We start from the raw sequence: 19,227 nt of genomic DNA, 5'->3' as shown, positions 1-19,227 counted from the left end.
TCAAAGTACAACAATTAAAAAAGAAAAAGCATGAAAAAGAATTTGTTTCTAATGTTGGGACTTGGAGCCGTGCTCCTCACGTCCTGTGACCAAGACATCGTCAATGAGATTTACCTGCCTGGTGGCGGCGGTTCTGTGGTCGTGACCGACAGCACATCAACCAAGCAGCTTCAGGTGTTTACCAATCTGGAGATGCTGCAACCTACCGTTTCCACACGAGCCGTTGACAATCAGTGGGAACTCAATGATATGATTGGTATTTCTTCCACAGGGATGATCAACAACATGAAGTTCACCCGAAGCGGCGGCACCAATCAGTTTGTGTCAGCCGACAAGGTGTTTTTCACGGACACAGACACCCACACCTTCAATGCCTACTATCCCTATACGGCAAATCCTACCAACGATCTCATAGAGTTCCAAGTGCCGGAGGCAGCTGTACAGAGTGAGCAGAAGGTCAATGATTTCCTGTTTGCCAGTGGAACGGCATCATACGCCAATCCGAGTCTCACATTGAACTTCACCCATCAGATGGTGCGTGTCATCATCAAGGTCTATACCTCGCCCGAATACGGTTTCACTACCAACGATTTTGCAGGAAGCCTACTCACGTTCATCGGTTATTTTGACAGCGGCACTTTCAACATCAAGACCGGAAAAGTGGAATGTAGTGACGAGTCGGTGACAACCTATTATTTCGGCGACCCACAAAGTGACCACATGGAATATACGCTTTATGTTCCTGCACAGGTTATGCCAGACATGACATTGCAACTGAGTAATGGGGAGAACTTTGTATTCCTCACAAACGACACTTGGAAAGCAGGTCATTCCTACAGCTATTCATTGAAGCCTGTGCGTAACACCTTGGAGGTCATATCTGCAACTATCTCTCCGTGGACAGTAGAGTCTGAGAAGACCATCAACGGCTACGAATAAAACTCAAAAGAGGACAGAAGGGTGTCCACCGTGGCATCCTTCTTCCTTTTCTCATTATCACCCAAAATCATTGTAAAGTAAATGGAAGAAAGCAAAGAGTTACAGGGTTTTTACAAGATATTCAGGGCGGTGATTTACGTCTCCATCCTGATGGAGTTCTTCGCCTACGCACTGGAGCCGGAACAGTTGGACTTCTTGGGCGGCGTGGTGACGGACATCCACGGGCGCATCAAGCGGTGGATGATATACCATGACGGCAACCTCGTGTATAGCAAGGTGGCTACGTTCCTGCTGATATGTATCACCTGTGTAGGAACGCGCAACAAGAAACATCTGGAGTTTGACGCTCGTAGGCAGGTGCTTTATCCGCTGCTGTCGGGAGTACTGCTGATTGTGCTGTCCGTATGGCTGTTCGGTCATTCGATAATGCTCCGTTTCTATACTCTCCGTTTGAACACTTGGCTCTATATGCTCACTTCCATCGTCGGTGTTGTGTTGGTGCATATTGCCCTCGACAATATCTCCAAGTTCCTGAAGGAGGGCTTGCTGAAAGACCGCTTCAACTTCGAGAACGAGAGCTTCGAGCAATGCAGGGAATTGCAGGAGAACAAGTACAGCGTGAACATACCGATGCGCTATTACTACAAGGGTAAGTTCCGCAAGGGATGGGTGAACATCGTCAATCCGTTCCGAGGCACATGGGTTGTGGGTACTCCTGGTTCTGGTAAGACTTTTTCGATTATTGAGCCTTTCATCAGGCAGCATAGCGAGAAGGGCTTTGCCATGGTGGTGTACGACTATAAGTTTCCCACCCTCGCCACCAAACTCTACTATCATTACTTGAAGAACAAGAATGCCAAGGACAGTAAGATGCCCAATGGCATGAAGTTCAACATCATAAACTTTGTGGATGTGGAGTATTCTCGCCGTGTGAACCCTATTCAGTTGAAGTACATCAACAACCTTGCCGCAGCGAGCGAGACCGCCGAGACTCTGCTTGAATCCCTGCAAAAGGGAAAGAAGGAAGGCGGCGGTGGCAGCGACCAGTTCTTCCAGACCTCTGCCGTCAACTTCCTTGCCGCCTGCATCTATTTCTTCTGCAACTATGGCAAAGAGCCCTACGACAAGGACGGGAAGATGCTGATAGCCGAACGACGTGAAGACCCGAAGACCAAGCGGCTGATACCCACAGGACGGGTGTTCGATCATTCTGGCATGGAGGTGCAGCCCGCCTATTGGTTGGGCAAATACTCTGATATGCCGCATATTCTGTCGTTCCTCAATGAGAGTTATCAGACCATCTTCGAGGTGTTGCAGACTGACAATGAGGTAGCCCCGCTGCTTGGTCCGTTCCAAACCGCCTTTGCCAACAAAGCCATGGAGCAGTTGGAGGGAATGATAGGCACGTTGCGTGTCTATACCTCCCGCCTTGCCACCAAGGAGAGTTATTGGATATTCCATAAGGACGGCGATGACTTCGACCTGAAGGTCAGCGACCCGAAGAATCCGAGCTATCTGCTCATTGCCAACGACCCCGAGATGGAGAGCATCATTGGTGCGCTGAATGCCTTGATTCTCAACCGCCTTGTGACAAGAGTGAATACAGGACAAGGCAAGAACGTTCCTGTGAGCATCATCGTCGATGAGTTGCCGACCTTGTATTTCCACAAGATAGACCGACTGATAGGCACAGCCCGAAGCAACAAGGTAAGCGTAGCCTTGGGCTTTCAGGAACTGCCGCAGTTGGAAGCCGACTATGGCAAGGTAGGAATGCAGAAAATCATCACCACGGTAGGTAATGTGGTGAGCGGTTCGGCTCGTGCCAAGGAAACCCTCGAATGGCTGTCGAGTGACATCTTCGGCAAGGTGGTGCAGCTCAAAAAGGGAGTGACCATCGACCGTGACAAGACCTCCATCAACCTCAATGAGAACATGGACAGCCTTGTGCCTGCAAGCAAAATCTCCGATATGCCCACTGGATGGATTTGCGGACAAACCGCCCGTGACTTCGTAGCCACCAAGACCGGCATGAACGGCTCGATGAACATTCAGGAAAGCGAGGAGTTCAAGACTTCCAAGTTCTACTGCAAGACCGACTTCGACATGGCGGAAATCAAGAAAGAGGAATCGGAGTATGTCCCTCTCCCTAAGTTCTATAAGTTCAAGTCGAAGGAAGAGCGAGAACGCATCCTCTACAAGAACTTCGTTCAGGTTGGTGAGGACGTGAAAGCCATGATCAAGGAGATACAATTATTCAAGTCAATGTAGTATTCAACAAAACCAAGAGAATGAACATAAGAACAACAGCATGATACGACCTATCACAATAATTCTGTTGAGCATATTATCCACTTGCCCTGTACCCTGTCACAGTCAGCAACCAGATAGGGTACTTTTTGAACGTCTTGTCACCTCGACAAAATATTTTGAGGGATGGCATACGCAAAGCAAAACGCCTGGGCATGTCGGATATGGTCACAAGATTCAACAAGGAGAACATTTCCGCAATTCACTGACTCGCCGACAGGCGGATTCCCTGTTAAGAAGTGACCTTATACAGCACTATCGTCTATATTCGCGATATGGTAAGGATGCCTATCTTCTCGCAGCTCTTTCATACCAAATAGGTCCTGCAAAGTTGTTGGGCAATACGAGATATCCAAAGTCAACCTTGCTCATCCGTTTGGAGAAAGGTGAAAGGCAAATTCTGCCTCTCTATTTGAAGTTTTGCAAGTGGAAAGGGAAAGCCATACCTTCTATCCGAAGAAGACGATTGGTAGAGTATAATTTGCTCTTCTCTCCATAGTTCTTTATTTTGTCCTCACTTTATATATTGATCAGAGTGGCACATGCCTGTATGTGCAGATACTTGGGCTTAGATGTGCACATACTTTGCCATTTATGTGCACATACTTTATGATGGCATAATAAGTGTTTTTTTTGACAATATGGCTTTTTGACGGATTAAGTGGCTCAAATTTGATGTTATTAAGCACCTTTTCTTATACAAAAATTCGGAATACGGTAATTTTTATAGTTAATTCGTGTTAATTTTAAGATTTGTACAAAAATTTCTTTTCGGTTGTTATCATCTAATTCAAAAATTATGCGTACCTTTGCACTTGGACTATTAGCCTTTCGCTCTATCTGTCGCAGTTAGACGTGTTCTTACATGGCATTAGCGAGGCAGCCTACGCCGTGCTGAGTATGGCGGAGTCACATGATGACAAAGCAATACAAAGCGGGCATTGGGTGGGAAAGATAGTCCAGACATAATGAAGGCGTTTACTTGACGCTGTGTTTGAGACGGTCTGTAATCTAGCAAGTCACAGAAATGTTTGGTCTTGAACGTAGCAACGGTAGATGTCCCGGGTGTGATTATATCACTCCTGCGGAGACCTTGTAAGCACGAATTGTACCTTTTCGGGTGCAATAAAATTGTTTATATAGGTCTCCCAAAAGTAGCGCAAACCGAAAGCGGAACCGCCAAGCTGGCTTGAGCGTTTTGCTGAGTTGTCGCCTACTTTATGCAATGGAGCGATTACTCATATCGGCGTGGGCTCTGACGTTGTCTGTTCAACCAAAATAGGCAATTGCTAGAGCCTCAGACCGTGGGACGGACAACAGGACGATCTCCGTATTCTATGCTCAAGACTAATAACCTTGTTCGTAAAATGCACGCTTGTGAGACTATGGGTGCAACAACAGTTATCTGCACTGATAAAACAGGCACTCTTACACAGAACAAAATGCAGGTTAAGGAGTGTACTTTTGGGAAATTAACTCCAGAATTGGCAGAAGGAATTGCTGTAAACTCTACTGCATCACTCGATTTCTCAGAAAGCCAACCAAGACCTATTGGTAATCCTACGGAAGGCGCATTACTCTTGTGGTTGCATACCAACAAATATGATTATCGTCGTCTTAAAGAAGCATCTAACACAAAGAATGAAATTCCATTCTCTACTGAAAGAAAATACATGTCAACCACAGTTTTTTCAGCAGTAACTAATAGGGAAGTTACATATACTAAGGGTGCTCCTGAGATAGTCTTTGGCATGTGTGATTCTTCCGATATTGACGAGGTCACTCTGAAGGAATCACTTCAGAAATATCAAGATAGTGCTTATCGTACACTTGGTTTTGCCATAGACAAGCACTTCGTAGGTGTAGTTGCTATTGAAGATCCTGTCAGAGAAGATGTTCCTGATGCAGTTAAAGAATGTATGAATGCTGGTATAATGGTCAAGATAGTAACTGGTGATACTCCTGGAACTGCAAAGCAAATTGGTCGTGAAATTGGCTTATGGGCCGATGCCGACACCGATCGTAACATAATAACAGGTACAGAACTTGCAGAACTTTCTGATGAGAAGTTGCAAGAGTGTGTACTTGATTTGAAGATTATTGCTCGTGCACGTCCAATGGACAAAAAACGTCTTGTTGAAGCACTACAAGCACGCAATCAAGTAGTCGCAGTTACCGGTGATGGTACAAATGATGCTCCAGCACTGCATCAGGCAAATGTTGGTCTGTCGATGGGTGCAGGAACTGCTGTTGCAAAAGAAGCATCTGATATTACAATCATCGATAACTCATTCTCTAGCATTGGCAAGGCTGTAATGTGGGGGCGTTCTCTATACAAGAATATCCAGCGTTTCTTGCTTTTCCAGCTCACAGTGAACGTAACAGCTTGCTGTATTGTTTTTGTGGGTGCATTGGTCGGAAAGGATTCTCCTTTGACCGTAACTCAGATGCTCTGGATCAACCTCATTATGGACACATTCGGTGCGATGGCATTGGCATCATTGCCTCCTTCAAAGGATGTAATGAAAGACAAACCTCGTAAGCGCGGAAGTGAACATGTAAATAAAATTGGAAACTGGGCATATTTTAAGGAGCAGTGGAAGCTTGGTGCATTTATCATCAACAAGCCTATGCTTGGCGAGATTCTTAGTGTTGGCATATTCTTCTTTGTATTGTTGTTTGCCTTCTTGCTTATATTCCAGCACGCTGACATCAATAGCATGACTGACTTTTTGAATATTCATTTCTCAGGCAATGGCGAAGTTTCTCATTACGAACAAACGTTGCTATTCTCAATCTTTGTATGGACTCACTTCTTCTATCTGTTTAATGCACGTGCTTTTGAAACAGGTGAAAGCGTCCTTTTGAATTTGTTCAGCAAAAAGTTCTGGAGCAAGGGCTTCTGGACTATCGTATGTGTAATTGTCTTCGGTCAGTTACTCATTACTGAAGTGATGTTTAAGTTCTTCAATGTTGAGCCAATGCTGCATAATGCAGAGCATCCTAATGGTTGGTTAGATCTGCTAATTATCATTGGTTTCTCATCTCTTGTTCTTTGGATAAGAGAAATCTGGCAATTGTTTAAGAAATAGTTCATCTGGTTAAGGAGGCAGAGCTATAAACTCTGCCTCTTTTTTCAATATGGTTATAGAATAGAAAATGAGTAATAACATTAATCATCCATTAGGTGATGCACCATGGTTTCACGTTATATTATCAACAGGATTTGGTGCAGGCTTTGTCCCGATTGCCCCAGGAACAGCAGGAGCATTAGTTGCACTTGCTTTATGGTGGGCAGGGTACAAGTTTTTACCTGTAGATGTTTTATTTTGGGTTACACTGATAACAACAATCGCTGTAACTGTTGTTGGGGCTTGGACTTCTAATATTATGGAAAAATATTGGGGGGAAGATCCAAGAACTGTAGTTATTGATGAATTTATAGGTATCTGGATTCCTGCTCTTGTTGCTCCTTGTGGAGAAAACACATGGTTATTGGCGATATTGGGATTTGTTGCTTTTAGAATCATTGACATCTTCAAGCCATTAGGATGTCGATGGGTTGATCAGAATGTGAAAGGCGGTTGGGGCGTAATGTTAGATGATGCTCTCGCAGGTTTTTACTCTCTGATAATTTGTCTCATTGTCAAACAGTTTTTGTAAATGAAATCTTATAAATATCATATAGGTAAGTAACTGTTCAAAATTAATTTTATACGTATGAATAATTCACAAATAAGTTCGTACCTACAGATGCGAGAGCTCTGTTCGTACAATAGAAGAGCGAGTCCTTAGTATTGTAATCAGCAGGTCTTATCCATTTGCCTTTCAATATGCGCCACAGAGTTTCGGCTGGATTAAGTTCCGGAGAGTATGGTGGAAGATAGAAAAGGAATAATCCTCTGTCCTCCCATATTTTTCTCATTTCCTTTATCTTCCGATTTCTATGGACAGAAGCATTGTCAAGAACAACTACCGTTTTCTTCTCAACCTTAAAAGAGAACCTGTCAAGGTAATCCACAATCCTGTCTGCATTGATGGATTCCTGTGTCGTAAAGCCTTTATACTGATTTCTTCGGGTAATCATACCAAAGATATTAAGTCTTGCGGCTTTCTCGGATGGAATATAGACATACTCATCTTTGAACTGCCATCCGTAAGGTACATAACCATCGGTACATACATGACTTTCATCAGCATAATAAAGTTCTATTTTACCTTTGGAATCAAGGCTTTCAAGTTCTTGCAACTTCTCTTTCTTGTATGAGTAGAGTTGCGGTGAGGGGGTACCCCTTGGGCGTTTCCTTATTCGCTTATATCTTGCACCAATGCTCCTAAAAAACGTTTGAAGGTAATGTCGCTGGCTTTTTTGCCGGAAGCTTTTTCCCAGGCTTCACGTGCTTTTGATACACTCTGACGGTCTTCCTCTATAGCCTTACGGACTAATTCCTCATCAGAACAATCCATTATTGGTTTACGACCTTGACCGGGACGTGTTTCCAAGCCTTTGATACCATTTTCTTTATAACGTTTTATCCATGCGTATACTGTTGGTATTGTCACATCGAATATTTCAGCTATTTCTGAAGCTGATTTTCCTGACGACTTCAACAATATGGATTTGCATCTGATACGATAGTTATGAGTAGGCTCATTATGATAGCCTTTCTCTAATTTGAGGCGATCAGCCTCACTTAATTCGAGCACTTTAATATGTTTCATGATTTACATGTTGCAATAACATGATACAATATTAATATTTTGTGCTGAATATAAAAATATTTTAGATCACTTACTTATATTAATACTAATAATACTTCTTGTTTTAACGATACCTTATGCATGGAAGTTAGTACAGATATTATTCTTTCCTAAGCATGTTAAGATATGGCAGCAACTATCCTTGTTCCAATGGGTTGCTATAGGATTCGTTGGGTATTCTTTCATGAGACGATTTCTAAATAAGAATGCCTTATGGCTTGAGACTTTCACGCATGAACTGACACATATTGTTGTGGCAATGCTATTCCTTCGTAAGGTGCATTCTTTTCATGCAGAAGAAGGTTCTGGTGTAGTATATACGAGCGGACAATCAAATAACATGATTCCACCAATGGCATTGGCTCCATATTGCTTACCGATATACACTTTCCTGTTATTATCTGTACGATGTCTAATGAACTTTCACGGAATGTGGATATTTGATATAATAATAGGTGTAAGCCTGTCTTTTCATGTAAATTGCTTTATTCATCAAACTGGTAAATATCAAACCGATATAAATCATCACCCTTTGTTGTTTTCATATCTGTTTATATACGTTGCTCGACTAATTAACTGCTGTATTATACTTGTGGCATTCTTCCCTCATTACAATGTGTTTACGTCATTCTGGAGATTGTTGAATGCTCAGTATGACAACATTATATATTTCTGGTCGCTTCTTTTTTGATTTATATGGCAAAAAAATATCGGAGAAAGTCAAGAAAAAAAGAAAATAAAGGGTTATTTTATTGCATTAAAAGGAGATATATAAAATTCCTACACCGTATTCGACCATTGTCTATATGTACATTGTGTGTCACCATATTTTGTGCTATATGGCATCTTTATAATAATATAAAAATTGCTTATCCACAGAAAGAACGTACAACAATTTTTTCAGACGACTATAATGGTATAGATGTCTCTAAGTATCAAGGAAAAATAGATTGGGAAAAAGTCGCTTCTGACCCCAAAATACAATTTGTATATATAAAGGCAACTGAAGGTGCGAGGCAAGTAGATAATAAGTATCATGATTATGTGGATGATGCAAGAAAAGAAGGCCTCAAGATAGGTAGCTATCATTATTTCATCGGCAGAAAACCTGCGAAAGACCAGTTCCGCAATTTTAAGAAGCATATAGACAAACACACGCAGGATTTGATTCCAATGGTTGATGTTGAAGAAGCAGGAAATAGCTCTATTTCTAGAGACGAACTCCAACGTAAGTTGAATGAATTCATGCAACTTGTTAAATCAGAGTATGGCAAATATCCTCTACTGTACAGTCAATATGGTTTTTACAAGGAAAAATTGTCTCCTGAATTTGATAAATATTTCCTCTTTATTGCTAGATATGGGAAGAATCCACCGACTCTTAACAGCTTTGGAAGACACAATATTTGGCAATACACAGAGAAAGACGAAATCCATGGTGTCAAGGGATATGTGGATCTTGACAGATTCTGTAATGGAACCACGCTTTCTGATATAGAATTATAAAGCTGGATGTAATTGTTTGTTCATATTGCGAAAACATCCTAATCAACTTTGAACGCAGTGGAGACTGAGACTTATGACAAATGGAAATGTCAGAATTTTGGACTGTAGTATTTTTTTGCTGCGGTATAATGTATATACCTCTTTGGGGCGATTGGTGACTTCTGTATGGAAGAATGGAACTTGTGTTATTGAATATTTATCTGAGATTTTGAGACATTCATTGTGTATGATGGCTAATCCCAAATACAAACGCTTGAATGGTTTTAAGGATTAGAGAATAACACCAACAATTTCAAAAATGAAAAGAACAAAACGGCATGAAAAAGAACATTATGTTTGCGATAATTCTTATACTTTGTGCATGTAAAAGCAATAAGACTGGCGGAGATGCTTTGGTTGAACAAGACTCTATCTCTACTGAATTAAATGATGATAAAATATCTGCACTAACAAATAGGAACATAGATGATGTGGAGATTACGGGTGAAGTTCTTCATACAAGAATGACCTATTTTAATTTTGATAGTGTCAAAAATCTTGTTTCTTTTTTTGAAGAGATTGAATTAAAGCATGAAAAAATAGTCTTTTGTGAAGAAGATAAATCAACAGTTGATAGGTGTATATTACAAATAGATAAATACCGAAAAGGGTTATGCAAATTCTATCCTGACACCTTGGTTTATAAATCTTTATCATACTTAGGACATGGTGCAGCATATATTGACAACCATAGGCCAGGTGTAGATCTTACTTATGCGGAGTGGTTTATGATGTTAGTTGCTTATTACAGTCCAGACATCACCTGCTTAGTTAACATGCAAAGTCCAGATCATATAGTTGGTGTGCGTAATTTTGGCCATGAATACAATCACAATCCTTGGTGGTCATATTTATTTGTAAAACGCACCAAAGGGTATGAAGTCAGAGCCATTGGGGAGGACTGTTCACTAATAACTAAACTATATCAATTGGAAGATAGAAATCATCGAAAATATTATCTTTGTTCAAACAATGATTATGAATTATCTTTCATGCATTACCTTTATACGTTTGACGTAAATGGAAAATTGATTGAGGTGAAACCAGAATGTAAAATAAGATTCCCGAATGTACAATATGATGAGATTTACTTCAGCCCCGAACATTTGGAATGGTCTTTGTGTAAACTCAATAAGAAAACAGGCAAATTGGTTCCTGTAACAGAAAAACCATTAATGAAGTTAGAACTCAAAGGAGAAGAATCTTTTTTTTCGTCTTCCTTTAGATAAACCATCTGAACAGGGATTACTTCTTTGAGTTTTTACATCAAGTTTATAAAGAAATGTAATACTTAATGGCTATTCGAATACTGTTCATTTTGCTTCTGCTCGTTGTGTCGTCCACATCACATGCTCAGACACGGCGAGCTATTGTCATTGGCATTGGCAAACATGAGGATAAGACATGGGGAAAGATAAATGGTGATAAGGATGTGCCCTATGTGGAGGAGATGCTGGTAAATGCGAAGTTCAAGGCGGGTAATGTCAAGAAACTCGTGAATCAGCAGGCGACGAAGGCAGCTATTGTGAGTGCCTTCAAGTCTTTAGCATCGCAGTCAAAGCGTGGGGATATGGTGTATGTACATTTCTCAGGGCATGGTCAACAGATGAAAGATGTGCATAATGACGAGAAGGACGGACTGGATGAGTGCTGGATTCCATACGATGCCTACAGAAAGCCATGCGAGAAAGACAAAGGTGAGAAACACCTCACGGATGACGAAGTGAACTATTATCTGAATGCCATCAGAGACAAAATTGGAGATTCGGGCAAGATGCTGGTGGTGATAGATGCTTGTCATAGCGGTGATGCAACACGTGGTGATGAGGATGAAGTGGTGCGTGGCGTGGAAGACATATTCGAAGCTATCAAAACCTTTATCTGGGGAGCTTCTACTGATAAAGGCAAGACGGATGTAAATCCAAATGCCCAGGTGAATAAGGAAAGGTGGATTACCATCAGTGCTTGCAAAAGCGACCAAGTGAACATTGAAATGAAAAGTCCGGCTGTGGGTAAACTTACCTATGCAATATATAATAAGGTAAAGGAAAGCACAGGAAATGACAACGATGATTTCTTTCGAAGAATAAGAATGTTTGTCAATTCCAATACGGGCAGCAGACCTCAATATCCAGTAATGACTGGCGAGACCGATAGATTTAGAATAACAGACATCATACAGTAATGGCAAAAACAATACAATTCAGAGCCCCCATACAAGAGAACGAAGCACGACTTGTAGCGGGTATAGCAGACAAAGGTCGGCGCACTCAGTACGAGCTGTACGCATACTGCTCCGATTACTTTTGGGACAACTATAGGGGTGTGTTCTTCGCTGACGATAATGCGGCGGCAGAGATTCTACAGAACACCTTTATTGCGTTCTGGGAGAACATAGAAAGAAGAAAAATTTATGTGGAGGATGGAATCGTGATGGGAAAAGACAACAAGCCCCTGAACGGCAGCATCCTCACCTACTTTATGAGCATAGCCCGAAACAAGTATTTAGAATACGGACGCGAGCATCCTGTATATGCTGACCCCGAAACAGAATTAGGACGGTTGCTAAGGGCTGAAGGCTTCGACCCCAACGATTATATAGATATGCTCTATGATTCGGGCGAGAACTTGATGCTTGACATTATAGCGGATGTCATATCACACATGTCACCAAGGTGCAGTCAGATACTCACCAAATTCTATTACGAGGAGAAGAAACTGGAGACTATCCTGAAGGAAATGCCGACAATAGAGTCATACAATGCCTTAAAGACGAAGAAGAACAAGTGCATGAACTCTTTGCGAAAATCGGCGAGGGAAATCTATAAGAGAAAGTTGAACTCATAAAGAATTACAGATATGGACGAAAAGTTTCAAGACAGAATAGACAACTACCTGCTTAACCGCATGGATGATGCCGAAAAGACGGAGTTCTTGCGTGAGATAGAACAAGATAAAGAGAAGAAGGAACAACTGGAGTTTACACAGGACGTGAAAGACTGCATCCGAAGTCGTGAGGAGAAACTAAAGGCACTAAAACAGTTCCAACGACAGTATGAACAAGAACGAAAAACTGCTGCTTATCGTGCTACAGGTACTAAACAAGCAGCATGTTATTGTCCTGCTCCAGAGGTTGCAGCAACAGAGCCAGTGCGGTCAAAGAAGAAGATATGGCTGTGGATTTCTGGTGTGGCAGCTGTGCTTGTTGTAGGTTTCTTTGCCATCAAGCCAATGTTTGATTATGAGTCATCTCCTAACTATAACGGGGCACCTATGGAGCAGATGCGTGGAGGGGATGAAGTGTTCAGCCCTGCCCCGGCAGACAGTACGGACAACGATACCATAAAGTATAATATCGAGAAGAAAGTAAATCCAGATGAATAGAATCATAGTATTCGCATTGATGTTTTTCTGCATGACAATGCAGATAGAAGCCCAGACCCTGTCAGAGGAAGAAGTGACTGCTAAAATGTATCAGGCATTTGAACTGAACAAAGCCGCCAAGAAGGCAGAAGCACTTGAGTTGTTTCTTATTGTTGGAGAGAATACCAAGCAGCAACGCAACGAAGGCGAGCGGCAAGTGTACGTTTGTAGTCAGACAATGGCATGTCAGTGTTATGAATTGCTTGGCAGGTATAAAGAAGGGTATCTTTTAGGAAAGAGTTTGCTTCAAGGTAAGTTGAATGATACAGAAAGAAAAGACGTCGGCCATCTCTATGCTATGAATGGCTATATGTATGCTTGCGAATTTATCCAGCGTGATGAAAAAGGACGTGCCGATTATAAGCGTGGAAGGGAACTCATATCAGAAATACTTCCCTATTCTGACGGTCAGGTAAAAGAATACGCGGAGACAAAGATTCCTCTATCATGGTATTTTGAGGGAGCGCAATATGCGATGACACAGAGTTATGACGAGGCGCTTTCTTCGTATGAAGAAGCCTTGAATGGATTCAGGGATTTGGGTAGGGTGTCTGAAGAAGTAGATGTACTCTCCGGCATAGCATCGGTAAAAGCACACCTTTGCAAGTTTGACGAAGCAAAGCGAGTTTACTATCAGGCATTTGTCTTGGCACATCAAAATGGCAAGGTGAACAAGCAGATGGATGTGTTGAGGGAGTTGTGGTCGCTGGGCAATTCCACTGGTGACATGAAACTGATACGCTCCGCTTCGGCTTCCATGGATTCGTTAGTGGAAAAGGCAGGAGATGTGAAAATGAAATTTGCATACTACCATCAAAAAGGTGACGAGGCGAAATCCAAAGGTCAGTATAATTTAGCCGAGAAGTGGTATATAAAGGGCAAGGAACTGGCTGAAGGGGACAACAAAGACCCTGCGGCAAGTAAACATCTGGCATATAACAAGCTGAGAAATCTATACATTGCCACGGGGCAATATGACGATGCCATCGCATACGGTCGCAAAGTGTTGGAAGAATACCAGAAGCAGATGAATCCAGAGGAAGATGCGTATTATCTTCCGTATAGCCTGGTGGCAGACATCTACAGACTGAAAGGAGACAAGGAGAATTGCTTTGCATGTATAGACTCTCTCTTTAAGAGTGAAAGCAGGATGAAAGAGCCAAGGGAACTATGTCAAATGTATATGGTTCGGGCACGCTGCCATAATGGCTTCAAAGAATACTCCGCAGCTCTCGCAGACTATAAGAAAGCAGATGAAATACTTGCATCGAAATATCCCCAAACGGAAGAGAATAGGATAATGCTCCTTGCATCCATGGGAGGAACGGAACATCGCCTTGACATGTATGATGAGTCTGAAAAGCATTATCAACTCTATGCGGATTACACAAAGCAACTTTATGGCGAAAAGAGCATGGAGTATATCAATGCGCTAATGATGCTCGCCAATGCAGAGGGATTCTCCAAACATCTTGATGCTGGTTGCACACACTATACGGATGCCGCTTTCAGGTTGAAAGAGTTGATGAAGGAGCGTATTCCGATGATGAGTGTCGAGGAACGTGAGAGTTTGTGGTCGCCAGTGTCTTCACTGTTTACGATGATGACACCATACGCCATTGAAGCCAACAGATACCAGGATGAGTTTACCGCAAGCTGCTACGATGCGCTTGTCATGTCGAAGTCTTTTCTGCTGGAGTCTGAACGCTCGTTGTTTGACGTGGTAAAGAAAGAAGGTACTGATGATGATATGAAGGACTATATGCTGCTTACCTTGATGAAGAACCAAATAAAGGAGTGGGAGAAGGAACAAGCACATTATGCCGATAGCATATTAAGTATGTCACAACGGGCTGATCAATTGGCGGCACGTCTGACCGAAAGATGCCGCAGTTTCGACAATATCACACGTTTCATGGATATAGACTATGCGACAGTTAAGAGTGCTCTGAAGCCCAATGAAGTCCTTTTGGACTTTACTGATTACGTTTCAGAGACCATGGGGCGCAAATATGCAGCCTATATCATCAACAAGAGCGATGAATACCCATTGGTGAAATACCTGTTCGCCGAAAGACAGATTGATTCGTTGGGCATCACCCGACCTGATATGTATTATAATCAGGACTATGCCCCAGAGGTACTGAAACTGTTATGGGAGCCATTAAGAGCATACATAGCTGAAGGTTCGACTGTTTATTATGTTCCATCACAACTGCTGTTCCAAGTGTCATTAGAGTCATTGCCTCTGGCTGACGGTTCGTTATTGGGAAACCATTACAACTTCGTAAGGTTGTCTTCCGCAAGGGAACTGGTAAAGGCACAGTCGCCAGTCTTGGCATTTGCACCGCATTCTGCGGTGTTATATGGTGGACTGCAATATGACATTCAACCGACAGCAATGATTGAGGAGGCGAAGAAATATGACTTGACAGATTTGTTGGTGATGCGTGGCGACATGGTTCGTGGGGATTCTGTCTTCTGTGAACTTCCTGGCTCCAAGCAGGAGATTATGCAGATTGAGTCTCTGCTGAAAGCCAGCAAGTGGCAGGTAACACCCCGAATGGGAATGGAGGGAACTGAGGAGTCGTTCCTCAGTATGCACGGAAATGCTCCTCAGTTGTTGCAGATAGCCACTCACGGATTTTATTATACTCCTGAACGTGCCGCTCATGTAGATTATCTGAAAGGTTATTCTGATGCCATGATGCTCTCTGGCATTGTACTATCAGGAGGCAATGCGGCATGGAGAGGCAAGGAATTGCCTGATGGAGTGTTAGGCGGTATTCTTACAGCCAACAACATCGCTCGCCTCGACCTAAGTGGCACGGAGATGGTTGTGCTCTCAGCTTGTCAGTCGGGACAAGGCAAGGCTACTTCCGAAGGTCTTTACGGCTTGCAGCGTGCCTTCAAGAAAGCCGGTGTTGGCACTATGGTCATGGCTCTATGGAGTGTCAGCGACAAGGTGGCTACAGAGTTTATGACTGCATTCTATGAGCAACTGGCATCCAAACAATGCAAGTGGAACAAACGTAAGGCATTTGAAAACGCAAAGTCCATCATTCGGGAGAAATATCCCGACCCATACTATTGGGCGGCATTTGTGATGCTGGATTGAGACATACAACACACGAGTTAGAAACTGCACCATTCAACAAGTTTGATTTGGTGCAGTTTTTTTTATTGATAGATATGGTTACTAATCACGCTCATATACCATAAAGAGTATAACAAATATAATTGAATATGAGACAAGAAGAAATAGTGAATGAAATTAGGAAGAAATGTGGGCATGTGGAAATGTTGCCGTCAATGGGTTGGCATTTTATCTACCACGACAGGCATTTCTTTTATATGACTGGGAGAAATGAGGATATGATACGTTTCTGTGTCCCTCATTTAGTAAAGGCAAACGAGTACAACACTGAATTATTGTCGGATGCTATCAATGAGACAAACAGGAACGTGAAATTTATCAAAGCAGTCAAACTGGACTGTGGCAGTGTTTCATTGGATTATGACCACAAAACGACATCAGATGAATCGGCAGATACGATTGTCCCTCATATCATCAATGCCTTGGATTTCGCCTCGACCTATTTACTCAACAAACTGAAAAGGACATGAAAAAGTTAATCTCAATTATAATCATAACGCTCGGCTTTCTGCCCCTTATGGCGCAAAATGACTACTATATCAAGCAAGCCCAATCATATCAGCGTGAGGCGGAATACTACACGAAGCAGGCATTGGGCTATGAGCAAGAAGTCGATTACTATAACCGACAAGCACAAGGTTATCTCAGAGAGGCTGAATACTACTCGAAGCGGAAGAACTACGATAGTGTGAAGACATATCAGCAACGGGCAAAGAATGCCACGGACAAGGCAGAAGATTACGCACGAAAAGCAAAGAATGCCCGAGAACGTGCTCAGGACTATATGAGAAAGGCAGAGTATGCGCTGAAGAGAGCAAAATAATAACACCACAGATAAAACAAACCATCAAATACAACAACAATGAAAACATTTACTACACATCTGCAGACCATGATTCTAATGGTTCTGTTCGCATTTGCAACAGTTCAAAAGGCGAATGCTTCGGCAAAAGCCGGAGAAGCATCAGTCTATGAAGGAAGTACCGTAACCATAGCGTTGGCTGACACTTACAAACGTACACTTATGCAGTCAACGGGTGTTACCTATCAGTGGTATTCCGAGAACAATTCGTATGCCACCGTGACCAGTTCCACTCGCTATAATGCCACTGTCAAGGGAATCAAGGCAACATCTTCGTGCAAAGTATATTTTAAATGTAGCTATTTCATTGATGGCTTCTATCGCACTATGGACTTTTACTATACGATCACCGTAAAATCGACAAGTGTCAGTGTGACAAGTGTAACACTGAGCCAATCGTCCATCAGTATGAAAGAAGGAAATACCTACCAACTGTCAGCCTCTGTCTATCCTACAAATGCAACGAACAAGAATGTAAACTGGTCAAGCAACAATACATCTGTGGCTATGGTGAACAACGGACTTGTGTCGGCAAAGTCTGCGGGAACTGCTACTATTACATGCCGTGCTGCGGATGGCAGTGGGAAATATGCTACTTGCAAGGTTTCCGTAGAGTCTGCAACGGTATATGTTACAAGTATAACACTGAATAAGACTTCTGCTTCTCTGTATGTTGGAGAAACCACACAACTTAATGCAGCTGTTAGCCCAAGTTCGGCGACCAACAAAAGTGTTAGTTGGACATCCGATGACACGTCTGTAGCCACGGTGTCATCCACTGGACTTGTCACTGCAAAATCTGCTGGCACTGCCACTATTACATGTAAGGCAAAAGACGGAAGCGGGAAACAAGCAACGTGCAACATATCGGTAAAAGAGAATGTAAAGCCGACATCTATAACGCTCAGCGCATCCAAGGCTTCACTCACCGAAGGAGAAACATTACAATTGACAGCCACGGTAAGTCCATCTGATGCTGTCGATAAAACCGTGACATGGATGAGCGACAATACAACCGTCGCAACCGTGGACAACACTGGTCTTGTCACCGCAAAGAGTGCCGGCACAGCCAACATCATTGCTACAACTTCCAACAATCTTGCCGCTGTCTGTGCTATAACCGTGAATGAGGAAGTCATAGGAGAAACAACAGTATGGTCAGGGAATTATAGGGTCGCATCCAGTCATGTGGAGAACAATCCCACGAGGGAGTATAAAGATGGATTCGAAATGACTATTACTGAGAAGAATGGATCGTATTATATCACTTCCATGTTTGGTGATGACCTTACGGAATACAATGACGGAGGATTCAAGTTGTATGACAATGGAGATGGTACTGCAAAGATTGATGTATCATACTACAATATCCTGAAATATACCGATAATGACAGTCCGTTATATGCAATATATGTGTTTGATGAGACAACGGATGATTGGGCAGACACATGGACACTGAAAATGAATGAAGACGGAACGATAACTGTAGGGGACTTCTATGTAGCAGCCTTTTCATGGGTGGAAGATGAGGAGAAATGGAAAAATGGACAGTTGGAGGCATTGTATTACAGCATGACGGCCAAGATAGAAGATGTCACAGGTCTTTCTGAGACAATAGCCGAATCGCCTGTTATTCATATAGAGGACGGAACCGTTTGGCTGGATGAAGCGTCATACATTACGGTGTACAAAGACAATGGAACCAAAGTCTATTCTGGAAAGACCAACCGCATCGAGAACCTGTCCAGAGGGTTGTATATTATCAAGATAGGCAGTCAAAGCAAGAAAATCCTGATAAAATAATGCTCCAAGGGGTTACTATGCCTAACTACCCTTCATAAACAGACAAAGGAACAATAATAACAAACTTAGAAGTTGCGCCCGATGACGTATTAGGGTATAAGACAATGAAGAAGATTTTTGCAGTTGCATTTGCTCTCATCGCTTTAGTAGGTGCCAATGCACTTTACATAAATGCGAAAACTACCAATGCTGAAGTTGCGCCTGTTACATCGGATGTCACTGTGCATGTAGCAGGGAATGATGACGGACACTGTCATTATTGCGGTCCCAACAAATGCCCGTATTTTAGAGCGAAGAGCGGTGCCGACCCTACGACATGTAAGTGTGGTCATTCCAAGCGTTCTCATATTGACAAGTATTGAGTAAATATTATCACCTAATTTTAGAAGTTGGGCGCGTCACAAATCAAGCGTATATAGAAATGAAACAT

The 19,227-nt window shown here is 42.5% G+C and carries 17 protein-coding genes; 15 read left to right on the top strand and 2 right to left on the bottom strand.

Annotation, left to right across the window (positions count from 1 at the left end; all coding sequences use genetic code 11):
- Positions 1-30: 30 nt before the first annotated feature.
- The 5 genes from KSX81_RS01275 (at position 31) to KSX81_RS01255 (ending at position 6,909) form a co-directional block, all read left to right on the top strand.
- Positions 31-939, top strand: coding sequence for a fimbrillin family protein (locus KSX81_RS01275; RefSeq protein WP_149923789.1), 909 nt, complete (start codon positions 31-33; stop codon positions 937-939).
- 81 nt (positions 940-1,020) lie between these two features.
- Positions 1,021-3,207: a type IV secretory system conjugative DNA transfer family protein gene (locus KSX81_RS01270; protein WP_004320237.1), complete on the top strand. Its 2,187-nt coding sequence runs from the start codon at positions 1,021-1,023 to the stop codon at positions 3,205-3,207.
- A gap of 40 nt (positions 3,208-3,247) precedes the next feature.
- Entirely contained in the window at positions 3,248-3,745 is a 498-nt protein-coding gene (locus tag KSX81_RS01265; protein ID WP_004320236.1) for a glycoside hydrolase family protein, read from the top strand.
- Positions 3,746-4,631: 886 nt separating this feature from the next.
- On the top strand, positions 4,632-6,338 hold the full coding sequence (locus KSX81_RS01260) for a cation-translocating P-type ATPase (RefSeq protein WP_049942665.1): 1,707 nt from the start codon (positions 4,632-4,634) through the stop codon (positions 6,336-6,338).
- Between the two features lie 67 nt (positions 6,339-6,405).
- A complete protein-coding gene (locus KSX81_RS01255) occupies positions 6,406-6,909 on the top strand; it encodes a phosphatidylglycerophosphatase A (protein ID WP_004320232.1) in 504 nt (167 codons plus the stop codon).
- Positions 6,910-6,958: 49 nt separating this feature from the next.
- Here KSX81_RS01255 and KSX81_RS01250 read toward each other — a convergent pair whose 3' ends face one another.
- Together KSX81_RS01250 and KSX81_RS01245 are read right to left on the bottom strand one after the other, a co-directional pair.
- Positions 6,959-7,576 carry an IS630 family transposase gene (locus KSX81_RS01250; RefSeq protein WP_232305451.1) on the bottom strand — a complete coding sequence of 206 codons (618 nt, stop codon included), beginning with the start codon at positions 7,574-7,576 and terminating at the stop codon, positions 6,959-6,961.
- On the bottom strand, positions 7,552-7,968 hold the full coding sequence (locus KSX81_RS01245) for a helix-turn-helix domain-containing protein (RefSeq protein WP_004320228.1): 417 nt from the start codon (positions 7,966-7,968) through the stop codon (positions 7,552-7,554). The genes KSX81_RS01250 and KSX81_RS01245 overlap by 25 nt, the downstream gene beginning before the upstream one ends.
- Positions 7,969-8,703: 735 nt before the next feature.
- Between KSX81_RS01245 and KSX81_RS01240 the strand changes: the two genes are divergently transcribed.
- The 10 genes from KSX81_RS01240 (at position 8,704) to KSX81_RS01195 (ending at position 19,159) form a co-directional block, all read left to right on the top strand.
- Positions 8,704-9,513, top strand: a complete 810-nt coding sequence (locus tag KSX81_RS01240) for a glycoside hydrolase family 25 protein (RefSeq protein ID WP_004320223.1) — start codon at positions 8,704-8,706, stop codon at positions 9,511-9,513.
- A 317-nt stretch (positions 9,514-9,830) separates the two neighbouring features.
- Complete coding sequence (locus tag KSX81_RS01235; protein WP_044917893.1) at positions 9,831-10,781, top strand: hypothetical protein; 951 nt, start codon at positions 9,831-9,833, stop codon at positions 10,779-10,781.
- 65 nt (positions 10,782-10,846) lie between these two features.
- Positions 10,847-11,737 (top strand): caspase family protein, encoded by an 891-nt coding sequence (locus tag KSX81_RS01230; protein WP_004320219.1) that lies wholly within the window; start codon positions 10,847-10,849, stop codon positions 11,735-11,737.
- Positions 11,737-12,399: an RNA polymerase sigma factor gene (locus KSX81_RS01225; protein ID WP_004320217.1), complete on the top strand. Its 663-nt coding sequence runs from the start codon at positions 11,737-11,739 to the stop codon at positions 12,397-12,399. The genes KSX81_RS01230 and KSX81_RS01225 overlap by 1 nt, the downstream gene beginning before the upstream one ends.
- A gap of 12 nt (positions 12,400-12,411) precedes the next feature.
- On the top strand, positions 12,412-12,936 hold the full coding sequence (locus tag KSX81_RS01220; protein WP_004320215.1) for a hypothetical protein: 525 nt from the start codon (positions 12,412-12,414) through the stop codon (positions 12,934-12,936).
- On the top strand, positions 12,929-16,093 hold the full coding sequence (locus tag KSX81_RS01215; RefSeq protein WP_004320213.1) for a CHAT domain-containing protein: 3,165 nt from the start codon (positions 12,929-12,931) through the stop codon (positions 16,091-16,093). The genes KSX81_RS01220 and KSX81_RS01215 overlap by 8 nt, the downstream gene beginning before the upstream one ends.
- Before the next feature lie 128 nt (positions 16,094-16,221).
- The gene (locus KSX81_RS01210) at positions 16,222-16,602 is read left to right on the top strand and encodes a hypothetical protein (protein ID WP_004320211.1); all 381 of its coding nucleotides are present in this window, start codon (positions 16,222-16,224) and stop codon (positions 16,600-16,602) included.
- Positions 16,599-16,955 carry a hypothetical protein gene (locus KSX81_RS01205; RefSeq protein WP_004320208.1) on the top strand — a complete coding sequence of 119 codons (357 nt, stop codon included), beginning with the start codon at positions 16,599-16,601 and terminating at the stop codon, positions 16,953-16,955. Before KSX81_RS01210 ends, KSX81_RS01205 begins: the two co-directional genes overlap by 4 nt.
- 39 nt (positions 16,956-16,994) lie before the next feature.
- Positions 16,995-18,797: an Ig domain-containing protein gene (locus KSX81_RS01200; RefSeq protein WP_004320206.1), complete on the top strand. Its 1,803-nt coding sequence runs from the start codon at positions 16,995-16,997 to the stop codon at positions 18,795-18,797.
- Positions 18,798-18,901: 104 nt separating this feature from the next.
- A complete protein-coding gene (locus KSX81_RS01195) occupies positions 18,902-19,159 on the top strand; it encodes a hypothetical protein (protein WP_004320203.1) in 258 nt (85 codons plus the stop codon).
- Positions 19,160-19,227: the final 68 nt, after the last annotated feature.

Origin of the sequence: Bacteroides sp. MSK.18.37 (genome assembly GCF_019129155.2) — a bacterium.
Taxonomy (GTDB): domain Bacteria; phylum Bacteroidota; class Bacteroidia; order Bacteroidales; family Bacteroidaceae; genus Bacteroides; species Bacteroides ovatus.
The sequence above is the reverse complement of the archived record's forward strand: the minus strand, read 5'-3'. Positions and strand labels throughout refer to the sequence as shown.